General features: G+C 64.5%; 13 protein-coding genes. 8 read left to right on the forward strand and 5 right to left on the reverse strand.

Features of this window, described 5'->3' with window-relative positions; genetic code table 11:
- Nucleotides 1–20: 20 nt before the first annotated feature.
- Nucleotides 21–407, forward strand: coding sequence for an MAPEG family protein (locus IVB12_RS26930; RefSeq protein WP_247303607.1), 387 nt, complete (start codon nucleotides 21–23; stop codon nucleotides 405–407).
- A gap of 138 nt (nucleotides 408–545) precedes the next feature.
- On the opposite strand, the gene IVB12_RS26935 is transcribed toward IVB12_RS26930, so the two are convergent.
- The 3 genes from IVB12_RS26935 to IVB12_RS26945 form a co-directional block, all read right to left on the reverse strand.
- Nucleotides 546–1,736: an ABC transporter substrate-binding protein gene (locus IVB12_RS26935; protein ID WP_247303609.1), complete on the reverse strand. Its 1,191-nt coding sequence runs from the start codon at nucleotides 1,734–1,736 to the stop codon at nucleotides 546–548.
- 240 nt (nucleotides 1,737–1,976) lie between these two features.
- Nucleotides 1,977–5,135 (reverse strand): multidrug efflux RND transporter permease subunit, encoded by a 3,159-nt coding sequence (locus IVB12_RS26940; protein WP_247303612.1) that lies wholly within the window; start codon nucleotides 5,133–5,135, stop codon nucleotides 1,977–1,979.
- Nucleotides 5,132–6,331: an efflux RND transporter periplasmic adaptor subunit gene (locus IVB12_RS26945; RefSeq protein ID WP_247303614.1), complete on the reverse strand. Its 1,200-nt coding sequence runs from the start codon at nucleotides 6,329–6,331 to the stop codon at nucleotides 5,132–5,134. The genes IVB12_RS26940 and IVB12_RS26945 overlap by 4 nt, the downstream gene beginning before the upstream one ends.
- Before the next feature lie 311 nt (nucleotides 6,332–6,642).
- Between IVB12_RS26945 and IVB12_RS26950 the strand changes: the two genes are divergently transcribed.
- From IVB12_RS26950 to IVB12_RS26980, 7 genes are all read left to right on the forward strand, one after another.
- Nucleotides 6,643–7,797 carry an iron-containing alcohol dehydrogenase gene (locus tag IVB12_RS26950; protein ID WP_247303616.1) on the forward strand — a complete coding sequence of 385 codons (1,155 nt, stop codon included), beginning with the start codon at nucleotides 6,643–6,645 and terminating at the stop codon, nucleotides 7,795–7,797.
- 18 nt (nucleotides 7,798–7,815) lie between these two features.
- Nucleotides 7,816–9,366, forward strand: coding sequence for an AMP-binding protein (locus IVB12_RS26955; protein ID WP_247303617.1), 1,551 nt, complete (start codon nucleotides 7,816–7,818; stop codon nucleotides 9,364–9,366).
- A gap of 290 nt (nucleotides 9,367–9,656) precedes the next feature.
- Nucleotides 9,657–11,255 carry an ABC transporter substrate-binding protein gene (locus tag IVB12_RS26960; protein WP_247303619.1) on the forward strand — a complete coding sequence of 533 codons (1,599 nt, stop codon included), beginning with the start codon at nucleotides 9,657–9,659 and terminating at the stop codon, nucleotides 11,253–11,255.
- A 35-nt stretch (nucleotides 11,256–11,290) separates the two neighbouring features.
- Nucleotides 11,291–12,238: an ABC transporter permease gene (locus IVB12_RS26965; protein WP_247303622.1), complete on the forward strand. Its 948-nt coding sequence runs from the start codon at nucleotides 11,291–11,293 to the stop codon at nucleotides 12,236–12,238.
- Between the two features lie 9 nt (nucleotides 12,239–12,247).
- Nucleotides 12,248–13,141 (forward strand): ABC transporter permease, encoded by an 894-nt coding sequence (locus IVB12_RS26970; protein WP_247303624.1) that lies wholly within the window; start codon nucleotides 12,248–12,250, stop codon nucleotides 13,139–13,141.
- Nucleotides 13,141–14,148, forward strand: a complete 1,008-nt coding sequence (locus tag IVB12_RS26975; RefSeq protein WP_247303626.1) for an ABC transporter ATP-binding protein — start codon at nucleotides 13,141–13,143, stop codon at nucleotides 14,146–14,148. The genes IVB12_RS26970 and IVB12_RS26975 overlap by 1 nt, the downstream gene beginning before the upstream one ends.
- Entirely contained in the window at nucleotides 14,145–15,131 is a 987-nt protein-coding gene (locus tag IVB12_RS26980; protein WP_247303628.1) for a dipeptide ABC transporter ATP-binding protein, read from the forward strand. Before IVB12_RS26975 ends, IVB12_RS26980 begins: the two co-directional genes overlap by 4 nt.
- A 46-nt stretch (nucleotides 15,132–15,177) precedes the next feature.
- Here IVB12_RS26980 and IVB12_RS26985 read toward each other — a convergent pair whose 3' ends face one another.
- Both IVB12_RS26985 and IVB12_RS26990 read right to left on the reverse strand, forming a co-directional pair.
- A complete protein-coding gene (locus IVB12_RS26985; RefSeq protein ID WP_247303631.1) occupies nucleotides 15,178–17,154 on the reverse strand; it encodes an acetyl-CoA carboxylase biotin carboxylase subunit in 1,977 nt (658 codons plus the stop codon).
- Complete coding sequence (locus IVB12_RS26990; RefSeq protein WP_247303633.1) at nucleotides 17,151–18,767, reverse strand: acyl-CoA carboxylase subunit beta; 1,617 nt, start codon at nucleotides 18,765–18,767, stop codon at nucleotides 17,151–17,153. Before IVB12_RS26990 ends, IVB12_RS26985 begins: the two co-directional genes overlap by 4 nt.
- Nucleotides 18,768–18,875: the final 108 nt, after the last annotated feature.

Genomic DNA, 18,875 nt, shown 5'->3' on the forward strand with positions numbered 1-18,875 from the left:
TCTCGTCGAAGGAAATAACGATGCATCATCTCACCGCCCTCGTCACGCTGCTGGCGATCGCATTTTACTTTTTCACCGCCGTCAACGTCTCGCGCTCGCGCACCAAGACCGGCGTCAAGGTGCCGGCGATGTCCGGCCATCCGGATTTCGAGCGCGCCTTTCGCATCCAGATGAACACGCTGGAATGGATGCCGATCTTCCTGCCGGCGCTCTGGCTGTTCGCCATCTATATCAGCGACGCCATCGCAGCCAGCATCGGCGTGGTCTGGATCATCGGCCGCATCCTCTATTTCGTCGGCTATTCCCAGGCGGCGGCAAAGCGCAGCCTGGGTTTCGCGATCCAGAGCCTCGCCGCCGTGGCGCTGTGGGCGGGGGCGTTAGGGGCGGTGGCGTTGCGGCTGGTGTGAGGGCCCATCTGCGGCTCCAAATTCCGCCGTCATTCCGGGGCGGCGCATTGGCGCCGAACCCGGAATCTCGAGATTCTCAGGTGCGCAATTGCGCACCATAGTTCGATGCTTCGCATCGCCCCGGAATGACGCTGCGCGTCACTTCGTCAGCGGACAGCCACTTTCCTTGGCGGCGAAGAATGCCTTGTCGCCGGGAACGGTAGCGAGCAGCTTGTAATAATCCCAGGGCTTCTTCGATTCCGAGGGCTTCTTGACCTCGAACAGGTACATGTCGTGGACCATGCGGCCGTTCTCGAGCACCTTGCCACCTTGCGCGAAGTCGTCGTCGACCGGCAGCTCCTTCAGCTTCTTGGCAACCGCGTCCGGATCCTTGGTGCCGGCGGCCTTGACCGCCTTGAGATAGCTCAGCGTCGCCGAATAGGTGCCAGCGTGGATCATGCTCGGCATCCGCCCCGTCCGCTTGAAGAAGCGTTCCCCGAGATGGCGCGTCTTGTCGTTGAGATCCCAGTAATAGCCTTCGGTCAGCACCAGGCCCTGCGCGGCCTGCAGGCCGAGGCCGTTCACCTCGGCGAGCGTCATCAGAAGGCCTGCGAGCTTCTGGCCACCGGAGACGATGCCGAACTCGGACGCCTGCTTGATCGAGTTGGTGGTGTCAAGACCGGCATTGGCGAGGCCGACGATCTTCGCCTTGGAGCTCTGCGCCTGCAGCAGGAAGGACGAGAAGTCAGAGGAATTGAGCGGCACGCGCACCGAGCCGACTACCTTGCCGCCATTGGCGGTGACGATCTCGCTGGTGTCCTTCTCCAGCGCGTAGCCGAAGGCGTAGTCGGCAGTGAGGAAGAACCAGGTGTCGCCGCCGGCCTTGGTCAGCGCACCGCCGGTGCCGACGGCGAGCGCGCGGGTGTCGTAGGCCCAGTGGAAGCCGTAGGGCTGGCAGGCATCGCCGGTCAGCCGCGAGGTCGCGGCGCCGACGACGATGTCGATCTTCTTCTTTTCCTTGGAGAGCTCGTGGATCGCGAGTGCGACCGAGGAGGTGGTCAGCTCCGTGATCATGTCGACATTCTCGACGTCATACCAGCGCCGCGCGATCGAGCTGGCGAGATCCGGCTTGTTCTGGTGGTCGGCCGTGATGAGCTCGATCTTCTGGCCGAGCACCTCGCCGCCAAAGTCCTCGATCGCCATCTTCGCGGCTTCGACCGACCATTTGCCGCCGTAATCGGCATAGACGCCGGACTGATCGTTGAGGATGCCGATCTTGACGCCCTGCGCGGCGGCCGGCGACGCCAGCAATACGGCCGAGGCCGCTGCGGCCAAAAATGCTGATTTCATATGTTAACTCCCAGCAGTCTTCTGTTGTGAAATCGCGCGGATAGTAGTGAAGAACCCCGCGCGTGCCCATCCATTTCGGCGTAGGCCGTTAGTATGGAGGTGGGCGCTATATTCTCCGCTTCGTCACCGGACCAAGCGCGCCTTGGGCCAGCGCGCGTCACTGGGGGTGAGTCCCGGATCTGCGCTTAGGCTTGTCCGGGACGACGGCGCGGATGTGGATACGCCGGTGGCGACACTGACTTACGCAGGGGCCCCTGGCTTCTTATCCCGCCGCCCCTCCGCCAGGTTCCTCACCACCACATAGAAGATCGGCGTGAACAGAAGGCCGAACAGGGTGACGCCGATCATGCCGAAGAACACGGCAACGCCGACGGCCTGCCGCATCTCCGAGCCGGAGCCGCTCGAGATCACCAGCGGCAGCACGCCGAGGATGAAGGCGAAGGAGGTCATCAGGATCGGGCGCAGGCGCAGGCGGCAGGCTTCGATGACGGCCTCGAGCCGAGGCTTGCCCTCGAGCTCGATGTCGCGCGCGAACTCGACGATCAGGATCGCGTTCTTTGCTGCGAGTCCCACCAGCACGACGAAGCCGATCTGGGTGAGGATGTTGACGTCCTGGCCCATGATGCGCACACCGATGGTGGCAGCGAGCAGGCACATCGGCACGATCAAGATCACTGCAAACGGCAAGGTCCAGCTGCCATATTGCGCGGCGAGCACGAGATAGACGAACAGCACGCAGATCGGGAACACGTAGAGGCCGGCATTGCCGCCTGTGACCTGCTGATACGACAGATCCGTCCATTCGAAGGTGAAGCCGCTCGGCAAGGTATCGTTGGCGAGCTGCTTGATGGTGTTGAGCGCGGTGGTCGAGCTGGTGCCCGGCGCCGGCTCGCCCTGCAATTCGGACGCTGCGTAAAGATTATAGCGCGCGACGCGATCGGGACCCGAGACATCCTTGAACTCGACGACGCTGCCGAGCATCACCATGTCGCCGGAGGCGTTGCGCGTGCGCAGCCGCGCGAGGTCGCTCGGCTCCTTGCGGTACGGGAAATCGGCCTGCGCGGTGACGTGGTAGGTGCGGCCGAACAGGTTGAAGTCGTTGACATAGGTGGAGCCGAAATAGGACTGGATCGTGTCGTTGATGTTGGAAATGGGAACGCCGAGCTTCTGCGCCTTGGTGCGGTCGATGTCCACGAAGAGCTGCGGCGTGTTGGCCGTGAACGGCGAGAACACCGAGGTGAGACTGGGTGCCTTGCGCGCGGCGGCGACCAGCTCGTCGGTCGCAGCGGCGAGCATTTCGGGCCCGCGGCCCTGGCGATCCTGGACGCGGATCGTGAAACCGCCGCCGGTGCCGATGCCGGGCACGGCCGGGGGCGGAATCACGATAATGAAGGCACCCTGAATTGCGGTGAGGCGCTTGCGCAGCTCGGCCGTGATGGCGTTCGCGGACAGCCCCTTTTTCAGTCGCACCTCGGGCTCATCGAAAACCGGAAAGAGCGCCGCCGCGTTGCCGGCCTGCGTGCGCGTGGCGCCGGAGAAGCCGGCGAATGCCGCAACACGGACGATGCCCGGCGTATCTAGCGAGATCCGCTCGATCTCACGCACGACCTCCGTGGTGCGCGCCAGCGACGCCGCGCCCGGCAATTGCACGGATATGATGACGTAGCCGCGATCCTGCGCGGGAATGAAGCCCTGCGGCGTCGTCACGATCAGCCAGCCGGCGCTGCCGATCAACACCACGTACGCCAGAAGCATCACGACCGAATGCCGGATCACGAAATTGGCAAGACCCGCATAGCCGTGCGCCAGCCGGTCGAACACCCGGTTGAACACGCCAGTGAAAGCATTCCAGCCGCGCGCGATGACGTTCCAGGCGGCCGGCGGCCGCTTCTCCTCGTGCGGCACCAGGATCTGCGAAGCCAGCGCCGGCGATAGCGTCAGCGAGCAGAAGCAGGAGATCGCGGTCGCGACCGCGATGGTGACGGCGAATTGCTGGAAAAATTGCCCAGAAATGCCGCCCAGGAACGCGGTCGGGACGAACACCGCGCAAAGCACCAGCGCGATCGACACCAGCGCGCCGCCGACCTCTTCCATCGTCTTCAGCGCGGCGTCGCGCCGACTCATGCCGTGCTCGAGATGCCGCTCGACATTCTCGACCACGACGATGGCGTCGTCGACCACGATGCCGACGGCGAGCACGAGACCGAACAGCGTGAGATTATTGATGGAGAAGCCCAGCGCCGCCATCACCGCGAAAGTGCCGACCAGCGACACCGGAATAGCAATGATCGGAATGATCGCGGGCCGCCATCCTTGCAGGAACACCAGCACCACGACGACCACGAGCAGCATCGCCTCGTAGATGGTCTTGATCAGCTCGTGGACGGACTGCGCGATGAACTCGGTCGGGTTGTAGCCGATATTGTAGTCGAGACCTCTCGGAAAGCTCTCCTTGAGCTTCGTCATCGTGTCGGAAATGTTTTTCGCCGTCGCGAGCGCGTTGGATCCGGGCCGCTGCGTCACCAGCATGGCGACCGCGGATTTGCGCAGCAGGAAGCTGTTGGTGGTGTAGGACAAGGCACCCAGCTCGATGCGGGCGACGTCGCGCAGGCGGACAATCCGGCCATCGGGGCCGGCCTTGATCAGGATGTCCTCGAACTGCTTCTGATCCTTCAGGCGCCCCGTGAAGGTGAGGTTCGGCTGGAAAGCGCGGTCGGCGATCGGCGGCTCGGCGATCTGGCCGCCGGCGATCTGAACGTTCTGGGCGCGGATCGCCGCCAGCACCTCGGCCGAGGTCAGGCCGAGATTGGCGATCCGGTCGGGATCGAGCCACAATCGCATCGAATAGTCGCGTGCGCCAAAGATCTGGATGTCGCCGACGCCGTCGAGGCGCAGCAGCTGGTCGCGGACCTGGAGCAAGGCATAGTTGGAGATGTAGAGCTGGTCGAACGTGTCGTCCGGCGACAGCATGAACACGACCATCAGGATGTCGGGCGAGTTCTTGCGCGTGGTGACGCCGTTGCGCTGGACCTCCTCCGGCAGACGCGGCTGCGCGATGGCGACGCGGTTCTGCACCAGCACCTGGGCCTTGTCGAGATCGGTGCCGAGCTTGAAGGTGACGGTGATGGTGAGCTGGCCGTTCGAGGTCGCCTGGCTGTAGAGATACAGCATGTCCTCGACGCCGTTGATCTCCTGCTCGATGGGAGCTGCGACCGTGTCGGACACGGTTTGCGCGGAGGCGCCGGGATATTGCGTGGTGACCACCACGGTCGGCGGCACCACCTGCGGATATTCGGAGACCGGCAACGTGGTGTAGGCGATCGCGCCGACGATCAGCAGCACGATCGACAGCACCATCGCCAGGATGGGCTGGTTGATGGAGAGGCGGCCAAGATTCATGACTTGCCACCGGCCGGCGCTTGCGCCGTCTGCGGGGCGACCTTGGCGCCGACCCGGGCGCGCTGGATGCCGTTGACGATGACGCGATCCTCCGCCCTCAGCCCCTCGCGGATCACGCGCAGGCCGTCATCGAGCGGCCCGAGCACCACCGGACGCGCCTCGACCGTGTCATCGGGCTTCACCACGAACACGATCTTGCGGGACTGGTCGGTTGCGACAGCGACGTCCGGAATCAGCAGCGCATCATAGGGCGCACTGCCAATCAGGCGGACGCGCCCGAACTGGCCGGGCAGGATCGACAGGTCGGTGTTCTTGACCACGGCGCGGCTGCGCAGCGTACCGGTCGAGACGTCGAGGCGGTTGTCGAGGAAGTTGACGGTGCCCTCATGCGACGGCTTGGTTTCACCGGCCAGCGTCACCTGCACCGGGTTCGCAGTGTCGCGCGAGCTTGGGCGCCGCCCCTCGAACCATAATTTGCTGTATTTGATGAAGGTCGCCTCATCCATGTCGAAATAGATGTAGATCGGATCCAGCGTGACGATCGAGGTCAGCAGCGTCGAAGCGCCGTTGTCGCTGCCCTGCACGAGGTTGCCGGGACTGACGAGATGGCGGCTGACGCGACCGGTCAGCGGCGCCGTCACATGCGTGAACTCGATGTTGAGCTTGGCGGCCTTCAGCGCGCCTTCGGCCTGCATCTCGGCCGCATGCGCGGCCTGCAGGGCTTGGCGACGCTGATCGACCACCTGCTCCGAGACCGCATTGGTCTGCACCAGATTGAGGCCACGGTCGAGCTCGCGCTTGGCAAGCTCCACCCTGGCGCGCGCATCCGACAGCTGCCCCTCCGCCTGCGTGGCCACCGCCTCGAACGGACGGGGATCGATCACGTAGAGCAGATCGCCCTGACGCACGATGGCGCCGTCCTGGAACTCGACCGAGTTGACGAAGCCGCCGACGCGGGGGCGCACCTGCACCTCCTCGACCGCCTCGAAACGACCGGTGAACTCATCCCAATCGGTGACGGTGCGCTTGACCGGCTGAGCGACTGTCACCGGCGCCGGCGGCGGGGCAGCGGCCTGTGACGCCGGCTTGTCGCAGCCGGAAAGGGCGAACGCCGCAGCGAGAAGCCCGGCGATTGCGCTGCGCTGAACGAAATCGTGCTTTTTGACAAACTGCTCGCTTCCGTCCGGTCCGCTCATCCCAGGTCCTCGCATCAAAGCCGCAGGACAGGGTACTCGTCTACCCGCGGGCGACACAAGATGTGTTGCGATGATGAACTCTTCAAGACGACGGCGGACGCAAGGCTGGGGAAGAGGCCCTGACCGGATGGTGGGTTGACAGAGACCGAGACGGTCGCACACGCGCAGTGCGAATGGGTGACGAAAAGCGATGCTCGCCACCCTCCCCTTGGACGGCGACAAGCGGCCAGCGTCTTCGCGCATGACGGACGCCAGCGGCTCGGCTAGATTATGCTCATAAAACTAAGACGAATTGTCCAGGGAGGGCAGGCGTGCACCAGGGACGTGTCGTTTACGGCGCGATCGAGGAGGTCGTGTTCGGTCATCCTGCGGCCGAAGCCATCGTCGCGCAGATGGACCGGCTGGGCACGCGCCGCGCCTTCCTGATGGTCTCGGGCACGCTCAACCGGCAGACCGATGAAATCAAAAAGATTAGGCAGGCGCTCGGCGAGCGCTGCGCCGGCCTGTTCGACGCCATGCCGGCGCATACGCCGCGCGAGGCTGTGATCGCAGCCACCCATGCGGCGCGCGAGGTGAACGCGGATCTGATCGTCACCGTCGGCGGCGGCTCCATCACCGACGGCGCCAAGGCGGTGCAGCTTTGCCTCGCCAACGGCATCGATGATATCGGCGGCATCGAGCGCATCCGCGTCCACAAGGGCATTGCGCCCGAGCTGACCGCCCCGAGCGTACGGCAGATCAGCGTGCCGACCACGATTGCCGGCGGCGAGTTCAGCGCCATCGCGGGCGTGACCGACCGCAGCACGCATGTGAAACAGATGTTGCGGCATCCGCTCACGGTGCCGCGCGCAACCATCCTCGATCCCGCTATCACCGTGCACACGCCGGAATGGCTGTTTCTGTCCACCGGCATTCGCGCCGTCGACCATTGCGTTGAGGCGATCTGCTCGCGCGAAACGCACCCTTACGCCGATGCGCAATCGGTGAAGGGGCTCGCCATGCTCGCCGATGCGCTGCCGCGGGTAAAGGCCGATCCCGCCGATCTCGACGCGCGGATGGATGCGCAGATCGGCACCTGGCTGTCGATGGGCGCGCTTTCGGCCGGCGTTCCCATGGGCGCGAGCCACGGCATCGGTTACGTCCTGGGCGCAGCCTTCGACGTGCCGCACGGCCACACCTCCTGCGTGATGCTGCCGGCGGTGATGCGCTGGAATGCGCCCGACAATGCCGAGCGCCAGATGATCGTCGCGGCCGCCATGGGCTTCCCCGGCCAAAATGCCGCCGACGTGCTCGATGCCTTCATCCGCTCGCTCGGCATGCCCCGCAGCCTCGCCGAGGTGGGCGTATCGCCGGAACATTTCGACGCCATCGCCGAACAGGCGATGCGCACGAACTGGATCCCGCGCAATCCACGCAAGATCGATAGCCCCGCGCAAGTGCGCGAAATCCTGCTTCTTGCCGCATGATCCAAAGCCGGAGGACTGATGTATCCAGGTCAGCATGCCCGCCTACGCCCGCTTCAGCCTGCCTTCATCATGGCGGCGACGGACGAGACTGTCACCTATCGCGAGCTGGAGGCGCGCAGTAACCGCCTCGCGCATCTGTTTCGTAGGCACGGCCTGAAGCGGCTCGATCATTATTCGATCTTCATGGAGAACAATTCGCGCTATCTCGAAGCCTGCGCCGCGGGCGAGCGCTCTGGCCTCTACTACACCTGCATCAACTCCTTCCTGACGCCGGGCGAGCTCGCCTATCTCCTCGTCAACAGCCAGTCCAAGATCCTGATCACGTCAATGGCGAAGCTCGACATCGCGCGCGAAGCCATACAGGCTTGCCCCGACGTCAGGCTCTGCGTCGTCGCCGACGGTCCTGGCGAGAGCGAGCGCATCGTCGGCCTCGCCGACGTGACCGCCGGTCTGCCGACAACGCCGATCGCGGATGAGCGGCTCGGCACCGCCATGCTGTATTCGTCGGGCACGACCGGACGGCCCAAGGGCATCCTGCGACCGCTGCCGGAGGAGCCGCCAAAGCACAATCTGCCGCTATTCGATTTCCTGGCGAAACTTTGGCACTACCGCGAGGGCATGGTCTATCTATCGCCGGCACCGCTGTATCACTCCGCGCCGCAAGCTGCCGTGAACCTCACGATCCGCATGGGCGGGACCGTCGTCATCATGGAGAGTTTCGATCCGGAACGTTACCTCCAGCTCGTCGAACGATGGGGCATCACCCACACCCAGCTGGTGCCGACGATGTTCTCGCGCATGCTGAAACTGCCGGAGGAAGTACGCACCCGCTATGACCTATCCTCGCTGGAGATCGCGATCCATGCCGCGGCGCCCTGCCCGGCCCTGGTCAAGGACGACATGATCAAATGGTGGGGACCGATTATCCACGAATATTACGGCGCCACCGAAGGACTCGGCTTCACCGCCTGCAACAGCGAGGAGTGGCTCGCCCATCGCGGCACGGTTGGCAAGGTGCTGCTCGGCGACCTCCACATTCTCGACGAGAACATGAGGGAGTGCCCGACCGGCACGCCTGGGCAGATCTGGTTCAAGACGGCCTCGCCGTTCGAATATTTCAACGATCCCGAAAAGACCCGGGAGGCGCGCTCTGCCGACGGCAGCATGAGCACGGTCGGCGACGTTGGCTATGTCGACAAGGACCGCTTCCTCTACCTCACCGATCGCGCGACTTTCATGATCATCTCCGGTGGCGTGAACATCTACCCGCAGGAATGCGAGAATCTGCTGATCACCCATCCGAAAGTCGCCGACGCCGCGGTGTTCGGCGTGCCCAATGCCGATCTCGGCGAAGAGGTGAAGGCGGTGGTGCAGCCGATGCCGGGCGTGGTGCCGGGCCCGGCGCTCGCGGAAGAGCTGATCGCGTTCTGCGCAAAATCGCTATCGCGGCAGAAGGTGCCGCGCTCGGTCGATTTCGAAAAGGAATTGCCGCGGCTGCCGACGGGGAAACTCTACAAGCGGCTGCTGCGGGATAGGTACTGGGGGAACAAGGCGTCGCGTATCGTGTGAGGCGCAGCCACAAACTCCGTTGTTGTCCCAGGGCGCGACGAGGTCGCAAACCCGGCGCGCGCTTCGGCGCGCTTGTCCGGGACAACACCGGCGGTTGTTGGCTGCCCCAGGGTAAAGGAACCGTCCCTTCGCACTGCACTCTGACTTCATGAGAGAACAGCGCCGCGGCATCCGTCATCCGAATTGTCGAGAGCGTGGACGGCCTTGCCGGTTGCCTCTCTTCACGCCCATCGTTATCGTCCCCTCAAACAGGCCAAAAGGCCAAAGGCCGATGTCCAGGGAGGACGAGGATGCGGACCGTGCGGGCGCTCGCCGCGACGGCGGCGCTATCTTTGCTGGCGTTTTCGACCATTGCGCTTGCCGGCGAGCCCAAGCAGGGCGGTATTCTGCGGATGTATCATCGCGATAGCCCGGCCAATGCGTCCATCCTCGAGGGCGCGACCTATTCGATCAACGTGCCGTTCATGGGGGTATTCAACAATCTGGTCATCTATGATCAGCACATCGCGCAGAACAGCCCTGAAACCATCAGGCCAGAGCTCGCCGAGAGCTGGTCCTGGAGCGGCGACAACAAAAAGCTGACGTTCAAGCTGCGTCAGGGCGTGAAGTGGCACGACGGCAAGCCGTTCACGTCGGCCGACGTCAAATGCACCTTCGATCTCCTGATGGGCAAGTCGCAGCAGAAGCTGCGGCAGAATCCGCGCAAGGCCTGGTACAACGAGGTCAACGACGTCACGCCGAACGGCGATTTCGAGGTCTCATTCGACCTCAAGCGGCCACAGCCGTCGCTGCTGGCGATGCTCGCATCCGGTTATACGCCGATCTATCCCTGTCACGTCTCGCCGGCCGACATGCGCACCCATCCGGTCGGAACCGGCCCGTTCAAATTCGTCGAGTTCAAGGCCAATGAATCGATCAAGCTGACGCGAAACCCTGACTACTGGAAGAAGGGCCTGCCCTATCTCGACGGCATCGAGTACACGATCATCACCAACCGCTCGACTGCCATCCTCGCCTTCGTCGCCGGCAAGTTCGACATGACCTTCCCGACGCACATTACCATCCCGCTCCTCAAAGACATCAAGTCGCAGGCGCCGACCGCGATCTGCGCCGTCGAGCCGACCAACGTTGCGACCAACATCATCGTCAATTCGGCGTCCCCGCCATTCGACAACATCGATATTCGCCGGGCGATGGCGATGGCGCTCGACCGCAAAGCCTTCGTCGACATCCTGTTCGAAGGCCAGGCCGATATCGGCGGCACCATGCTCCCGCCGCCGCAGGGCATCTGGGGCATGCCCAAGGACAAGCTGGAGACCATTCCAGGCTATGGCCCGAACGTGAACGCGAGCCGGGAGGAGGCCAAGAAGTTGATGCAGAAGGCGGGCTACGGCCCCGACAAGCACCTCGCGGTGAAGGTCTCGACACGCAATCTCGCGGAATATCGCGATCCCGCGGTGATCCTGATCGACCAGCTCAAGAGCATCTATATCGACGGCGAGCTCGACGTCGTGGAGACGGCGAACTGGTTCCCGAAGGTTGCACGCAAGGATTACATGCTCGGCCTGAACTTGACCGGCAATTCCGTCGACGATCCCGATCAGTCTTTCTACGAAAACTACTCCTGTGGTTCGGAGCGGAACTACACCAATTACTGCAACAAGGAGATCGAGAAGCTGTTCGACGTGCAGTCTCAAGAGATCGAAATAGGCAAGCGCAAGCAACTGGTCTGGGACATCGACAAGAAGCTGCAGGAGGACGTCGCCCGGCCGATCATCTTCCATGCGCGGGCCGGCACCTGCTGGCAGCCCTATGTCAAGGGGATCACGATCATGTCGAACAGCTCCTATAACGGCTTTCGCTACGAGGACGTCTGGATCGACAAGTAGCGCGGGCGGCTGACGGGTTCGACAGGAGGCGGTGCATGTTTGCCTATCTGGTGCGGCGCCTTTTCCTGATGCTCGTGACCCTGTTCGGGATCTCGATCGTCATCTTCTTCCTGCTGCGCATCGTCCCCGGCAACATCGTCGACATTCTGTTCGCCGCGGCCGGCTACGTCGATCCCGCCGACAAGGCCAATCTGGAGAAGGAGCTCGGCATCGACCAACCGCTGATCGTGCAATATTGGCACTGGATCGGCGGTCTTCTGCGCGGCGACTTTGGTTATTCCTACGTCTCGGAGAAGCCGGCGCTGCAGGAGATCCTGCCGCGGATTCCTATCACGGCGCGGCTTGCCGGCCTTGCGCTGTTGTTCTCGGCGTCCATCGGCATCCCGCTCGGCGTCATCAGCGCCGTGAAGCAGGGCACAAAACTCGACTATGCCCTGCGTGTCGTCAGCCTCAGCGGATTGTCGCTGCCCTCGTTCTGGCTTGGCCTTTTGATCCTGACCGCGTCGGTGGCGATGTTCGGGCAGATGCCGATCTTCAATCCAAATCCGCAGACCTGGCTCGAAGCGTTTGCCACCTATGCCGTGCCCGCGGCCGCCGTCGGCTTCCGCAGCGCCGCGCTGACCATGCGCATCACCCGCTCCTCGATGCTGGAGGTGCTGCGGCAGGATTATATCCGCACCGCCCGCGCCAAGGGCGCATCCGATGCTGCCGTGAACTATCACCACGCGCTGAAGAACGCGATCCTGCCCGTCATCACCGTGATCGGCATCGAGGCCGCGTTCCTGATCGGCGGCCTGATCGTCACCGAAACCGTGTTCAACATCCCCGGCGTCGCCCGCTTCCTGGTCGAGGCGATCCGCTGGCGCGATTACCCGATCGTGCAGAACCTCGTGATGTTCATTGCGGTCGTGGTCGTGTTCGCGAATTTCACCGTCGACATGCTTTACGCGGTGTTCGACCCGCGGATCAGGTATACGGACTAGGAGATCAGCTTGACCGCGATCGACTATGATCTCGAATTAAGGCGCGCCGGCGCACATGCGACCGGTGGCTGGCGGCGCGTGCTGTTCATGACGCAGCGGCACGTGTTGGGCGCGGCGGGGCTCGTCATCATGACGGTGTTCGTGTTGACTGCGATCTTCGCCGATTTCATCGCGCGCTACGATCCGCTGACGGTCGATTCCGCCCGAGCGCTGGCGCGCCCGAGCCTTGCGCACTGGATGGGCACCGATTCCTTCGGCCGCGACGTGTTCAGCCGCATCATCCACGGCGCGCGGATATCGCTGGCGGTCGGGCTTGGCTCCACGGCACTCGGCGGCTCGATCGGCGTGATCGTTGGCCTTACCTCCGGCTATCTCTCCGGCTGGGTCGATCTCGTGTTCCAGCGCGTCTCCGATGTTCTCCAGGCGCTGCCGCTTCTGGTGCTGGCGCTGGTGATGACGGCGGCGCTGGGTCCGTCACTGCCGAACGTCATCCTCGCCATCGCCATTCCGCTGATCCCGACGGTCGCGCGCGTCATCCGCGCCAACACGCTGGCACTGCGCGAACAGCCCTTCGTGGAAGCGGCAAAATCGATCGGTATGAGCGAGATGCGGATCGCGCTGCGCCACGTGCTGCCGAACACGCTGGCGCCGCTGATCGTGCTGGCGACCGCCCAGCTCGGCTCGACCATCCTGACCGAGGCTTCGCTGTCCTTCCTCGGCCTCGGCATTCCCGAACCTTATCCGTCGTGGGGGCGTATGCTCTCGGAATCCGCTGCCGAATATGTCCGCACTGCGCCGTGGCTGGTGATCTTCCCGGGCATCGCCATCAGCCTCGCGGTGTTCGGCGCCAATCTGTTCGGCGACGCCCTCCGCGACATCCTCGATCCCCGGCAGCGCGGCTGATGGCTGACAAATTCGATGTCGTGCTCGACGTGAAGAACCTGAAGACGGTGTTCTTCACCAATTCGGGCCTCTTCAAGGCGGTTGACGACGTCTCATTCACAGTGCGGCGCGGCGACACGCTGGCGATCGTCGGCGAATCCGGTTGCGGCAAGAGCGTTACGGCGCTGTCACTGATGCGGCTGGTGCCAGATCCGCCGGGCCGCATTGTCGGCGGCTCAGTCACGCTCGAAGGCACCGATCTGCTAGCGCTGGATGAAGCGGAGATGCGTGCCAAGAGGGGCAACCGCATCTCCATGATCTTCCAGGAGCCGATGACATCGCTCAATCCGGTGATGCGGATCGGCGACCAGATCGCCGAGGCGGTGCGGCTGCACCGGAACTTGTCGGCCAAGGAGGCCGGGAATATCGCAGTCGAGATGCTGCGGCTGGTGCGCATCCCCGAGCCGGCGCGGCGCGCACGGGAATATCCGCACCAGCTCTCCGGCGGCATGCGCCAGCGCGCGATGATCGCGATGGCGCTGGCGTGCCGGCCCGCGCTGCTGATCGCGGACGAGCCGACCACCGCACTCGACGTCACCATCCAGGCGCAGATTTTGGCGCTGATTCTCGACCTTCAGAAGGAGCTCGGCACCGGGCTGGTGCTGATCACGCACGATCTCGGCGTCGTCGCGCAAACCGCGCAGCGCGTGATCGTGATGTATGCGGGCCGCAAGGTCGAGGAAGCCGGCGTCGAAGCGCTGTTTGCGTCGCCAAAGCACCCCTATACGCGTGGGCTGATGGCTTCGATTCCAGCCGTGCCGGCGTCCGGCGTCGCCGCGCCGCCGCGGCTGAACGAAATTCCCGGCACCGTGCCGTCGCTGGCGCGGCTGCCGAAAGGCTGCGCCTTCGCGCCACGGTGCCCGCTCGCGATCAAGCGTTGCGAGGCCGAGTATCCGCCGCTGGCGGACTGGGGCGGCGGCCATCTCGCGGCGTGCTGGCGCGCGGCGGAAGTGGCGGAGGTGGCATGACCGAAGCGCTGCTCGAAGTCACCGACCTCAAAAAGCACTATCCGGTCCGCGCCGGCGTGCTGCGCCGGCAGGTCGGCACGGTTCATGCGGTCGACGGCGTGTCGTTTTCACTTGGCACCGGCGAGACGCTCGGCCTCGTCGGCGAATCCGGCTGCGGCAAGTCCACGGTGGCGCGGAGCGTGCTGCGGCTGGTCGAGCCGACCTCAGGGCAAATTCGTCTCGAGGGCGAGGACATCACCCATCTCTCGAAGACGGCGCTGCGGCCGCACCGCCGCTCGATGCAGATCGTGTTTCAGGACCCCTTTGCCTCGCTCAATCCGCGCATGACCGCGGGCGACATCGTCGGCGAGCCGCTGGCCGTGCATAGACTCGCCACTGGCAAGGCGCTGGAGGGGCGCGTCGCCAAGCTCTTTGAACAAGTCGGCTTGCGGCCAGACCAGATGCGCAACTTCCCGCATCAATTCTCCGGCGGCCAGCGTCAGCGCATCTGCATCGCGCGAGCGCTGGCACTGGAGCCGCGGCTGATCGTCTGCGACGAGCCGGTCTCCGCGCTCGACGTCTCGATCCAGGCGCAAGTGATCAATCTCTTGATCGATCTACAGCGGCAGCACGGCTTCTCCTATCTCTTCATCGCGCACGATCTCGCCGTGGTCGCGCATATCAGCCACCGCGTCGCAGTGATGTATCTCGGGCGAATCGTCGAGATTGCCGACAAGGACGAGCTGTTCCGCAATCCGCGCCATCCGTACACGCAGGCGCTGCTCGCCTCGGTGCCGGTCCCTAATCCGCTTGCGAAGAAACTTGCGCCGCTGGTCGATGGCGATGTGCCGAGCCCGGTCAATCCGCCCTCGGGGTGCGCGTTTCACACGCGCTGCCGGTTTGCGATGGAGCGGTGCAGAGTGGAACGGCCGGCACTGGTGGATGCCGCCGGCGGGCACCAGGTCGCGTGCTTGCTCAATGACGGGACGGGGCGGCCTCTCTAGCGTCGTCCCGGTGAAGGCCCATGGGCGTTAAGTTAGTTTGCCGCCGCTATCCCGGCCCGATCTCAGCCATGATCTTCCCAGTTGTCACCTGCTCGCCCTCGGCGACATCGATCGCTGCGACGACGCCGTCGATGCCGGCCTTGTGAACGTGCTCCATCTTCATCGCTTCCAGCATAAGCACCGGCTGATCCGCGGTGACGCGATCGCCCGGCTTGACGAGGACGGCGACGACGCGGCCATTCAGGGCTGCGCGGACCTTGCCGTCACCGCCATTGCTCGCGGCAGCCTTCGGCGCGGCCAGGGTAAGATCGACGACCGCGAGAGGGATGCCGCGGCGCTGGACGTAGAGCCGGTCGCCATCGCGCAGGAATTTGGCGCTGTCAATCACGCCGTCGTGGCGGAAGCGGATGGCGTCGGGATCGAGCTGGTCGATTTCGAATCGGTCTTGCCGACCATTCGTTGCGACGGCGTAGCGCCCGTCGCGCTCCCGCGTGATTTCGAGCTCATGCGTTTGGCCTGAGATCTCGACTTTTGCCGGCAGCGGAAACGTTGCCGCAAGGCTCCGTCCAGTTCGCCATGACGGCGCGCACGGGTTCGTGACGTAGAGCAGCAGCCCGGCCAGCGCCGTATCAAATGCGGCGGCCGTCCGTGGCGCAAACAGTTCATCGCGGTGCGAGCCGATGAAGGCGGTGGTGGCCCCGCCCCGGGCAAAGCCAGGATGACGCAGGCAGGACATCAGGAACGCCTGATTGGTGGTCACGCCGAATGCCGTGAGCTGCTCGAGGGCGACGATCAACCGGCCCCTCGCCTCCTCGCGCGTCGTGCCATGGCTGATCATCTTGGCGATCATGGAATCGTAGAACGGCGGGATCTCCGTGCCTGATTGCAGCGCATGCTCGACGCGGATACCTTCCGGCACCTGCCAGCGCGCCATGCGGCCAGACTGCGGCATGAAATCGTGTGCGGCATCTTCCGAGCACAGCCGCACCTCGATGGCGTGGCCTTCGAAGCGGATATCCTGCTGCTTCACCGGCAACGGCTCGCCGCGCGCAACGCGCAGCTGCAGCTCGACGAGATCGAACCCGGTGATCGCCTCGGTCACGGGATGCTCGACCTGGAGCCGCGTGTTCATCTCCATGAAGTAGAACTCGCCGCTTTGATCGAGCAAAAATTCCAACGTGCCGGCGCCCTCGTAGCGCAGCGCCTTCACGGCAGCGACGGCGACCTCGCCCATTTTCGCGCGCAGCTCCGGCGTCACGGCGGGCGACGGCGCCTCCTCTATCAGCTTTTGGTGCCGCCGCTGCACCGAGCAATCGCGCTCGCCGAGATGGATGGCGTTGCCGTGGCTGTCGCCGAACACCTGGATTTCGATATGGCGGGGGTTCTGGATGGCCCGTTCGAGGATGACCGTGGGATCGCCGAACGCCGCCTTGGCCTCCGATCGCGCGCTGCGCAGCGCATCGGGAAAGGATGCTGCATCGGTCACGAGCCGCATGCCACGTCCGCCGCCGCCGGCGACCGCCTTGATCATCACGGGAAAGCCGATCCTTGTGGCTTCCGACAGCATCACCTCGTCGCTCTGGTCTGCCCCCTGATAGCCGGGCACGACGGGCACGCCGGCCTTCTTCATGATGTCCTTGGCGCCCGCCTTGTTGCCCATCGCCTCGATCGCCTGCGGCGACGGGCCGATGAAGACGAGGCCGGCATCCTTGCAAGCGCGCGCAAACGCCTCGTTCTCGGCGAGGAAGCCGTAACCGGGATGGACAGCGTCCGCGCCGCTCGCCTTGGCGGCGGCGATGATCGCGGGGATGTTGAGATAGGATTGCGCCGGCAGCGCCTCGCCGATGCGCACGGCTTGATCGGCTTGGCGCACATGGAGGGCGTCGCTATCGGCATCCGAATAGACCGCGACGACGCCAAGGCCGAGGTGCCGCGCGCTGCGCATCACGCGCAGCGCGATCTCGCCGCGGTTGGCAATCAGGACCTTGAAGAACGGCCGGTGCTGCACTGATCCGTTCCTCATGGGCGGGCCACGGAGAATTGCATGCGCTGGGGTGTGCGTGCATCACCCTCGCCACAGATGGCCAACACTTCGGAGAGCACCGCGCGGGTGTCGCGCGGATCGATCACGCCGTCGTCGAGGACGCGCGCGCTGGTCGAGAACACGTCCATCTGACCGTCGAACACGCCGATGATCTCAGCCTTCATGGCCTCGAGCTTGTCCTTCTCGACCGGTCTGCCGCGGCGTGCGGCAGCCGCTTCGGTCACGATCGCCATGGTTTCTGCAGCCTGCTCGCCGCCCATCACGGCGGTCTTGGCATTCGGCCAGGAGAAGCAGAAGCGCGGATGGAAACCGCGGCCGCACATGCCGTAATTACCGGCGCCGAACGAGGCGCCACAATAGAGGGTGATCTGCGGCACCGTCGCCGAGGTCACGGCCTGGATCATCTTCGAGCCGTGCTTGATCATGCCGGCCTCTTCGTAAGCCTTGCCGACCATGTAGCCGGTGGTGTTGTTCAGATAGAGCAGCGGCGTGCTAGTCTGGCAGCAGGCTTGGATGAAATGCGTCGCTTTGTTGGCGCCGGCGGGATCGAGCGGACCGTTGTTGGTGATGATGCCGATGGCCTGACCCTCGATGCGGGCATGGCCGCAGACCGTGGCCGGACCATAATTCGGCGCCATCTCGGTGAAATCGGAATCATCGACGATGCGCGCGATCACCTGTTTCATGTCCACGGAGCGCTTGTGGTCCATCGGCATGATGCCGAGGAGCTCGTCCTGGTCGTAGCGCGGTGGCTTGAACTGCAGAGCCGCTTTGCCCGGCCGGTCCCATTGCAGCGCCGCCATGATTTCGCGTGCGATGCGAAGTGCGTCGCGATCGTCCTCGGCGAGATAGTCACCGAGGCCGGACACCTGCGTGTGCATCTCGGCGCCGCCAAGCTCCTCTTCGGTCGCGATCTCGCCCGTCGCGGCTTTCAATAGCGGCGGCCCGGCGAGAAAGGCGCGGGTGCGACCGCGGACCATGACGATGTAGTCGGAGAGGCCGGTCTGATAGGCACCGCCGGCGGTGGACGAGCCGTGCGTCACGGTGACGACGGGCAATCCCGCTGCCGAGAGCCGCGCGAGATTGCGAAAGATGTTGCCGCCGCGCACGAAATCCTCGACGCGGTAGCGCAACAGATTGGCGCCGGCGCTTTCGACGAGCTGGACGTAAGGCAGCTTGTTCTCCAGCGCGAGTTCCTGCACCCGCAGCGTCTTGTCGAGTCCGTAAGGTTGCAGCGCACCGGCATCGATGCCGGCGTCGTTGGCACTGACCATGCAGCGGACGCCCGAGACAAAGCCGATCCCGGCAATGACGCCTCCGCCGGGCACGCTCTTGTCCGGATCCGGCACGTCGAACCTGTAGCCGGCGAGCGTCGACAGCTCGATGAACGGCGCGCCGGGATCGAGTACCAGCGCCACGCGCTCGCGCGGCAGAAGCTGGCCGCGCTTGTGGAAGCGATCTTTCGCTGCCGCCGACGCCGCCCGCGTACGCTCTTCCAGCGCGCGCATGCGGTCGATCAGCGCAAGCATGCCGTGGCGGTTGGCGTGGTAGGCTGCGCTACCGGGGGAAATGGTGTTTTCGAGAATGGACACAGTTTACTCCGTCATTCCGGGGCGATGCGAAGCATCGAACCCGGAATCTCGAGGTTCTCAGATGCGCAATCGGGCACCATGGTTCGCGCTTCGCGCGCCCCGGACCGA

This window comes from Bradyrhizobium sp. 179 (genome assembly GCF_023073535.1).
Classification (GTDB): Bacteria; Pseudomonadota; Alphaproteobacteria; order Rhizobiales; family Xanthobacteraceae; genus Bradyrhizobium.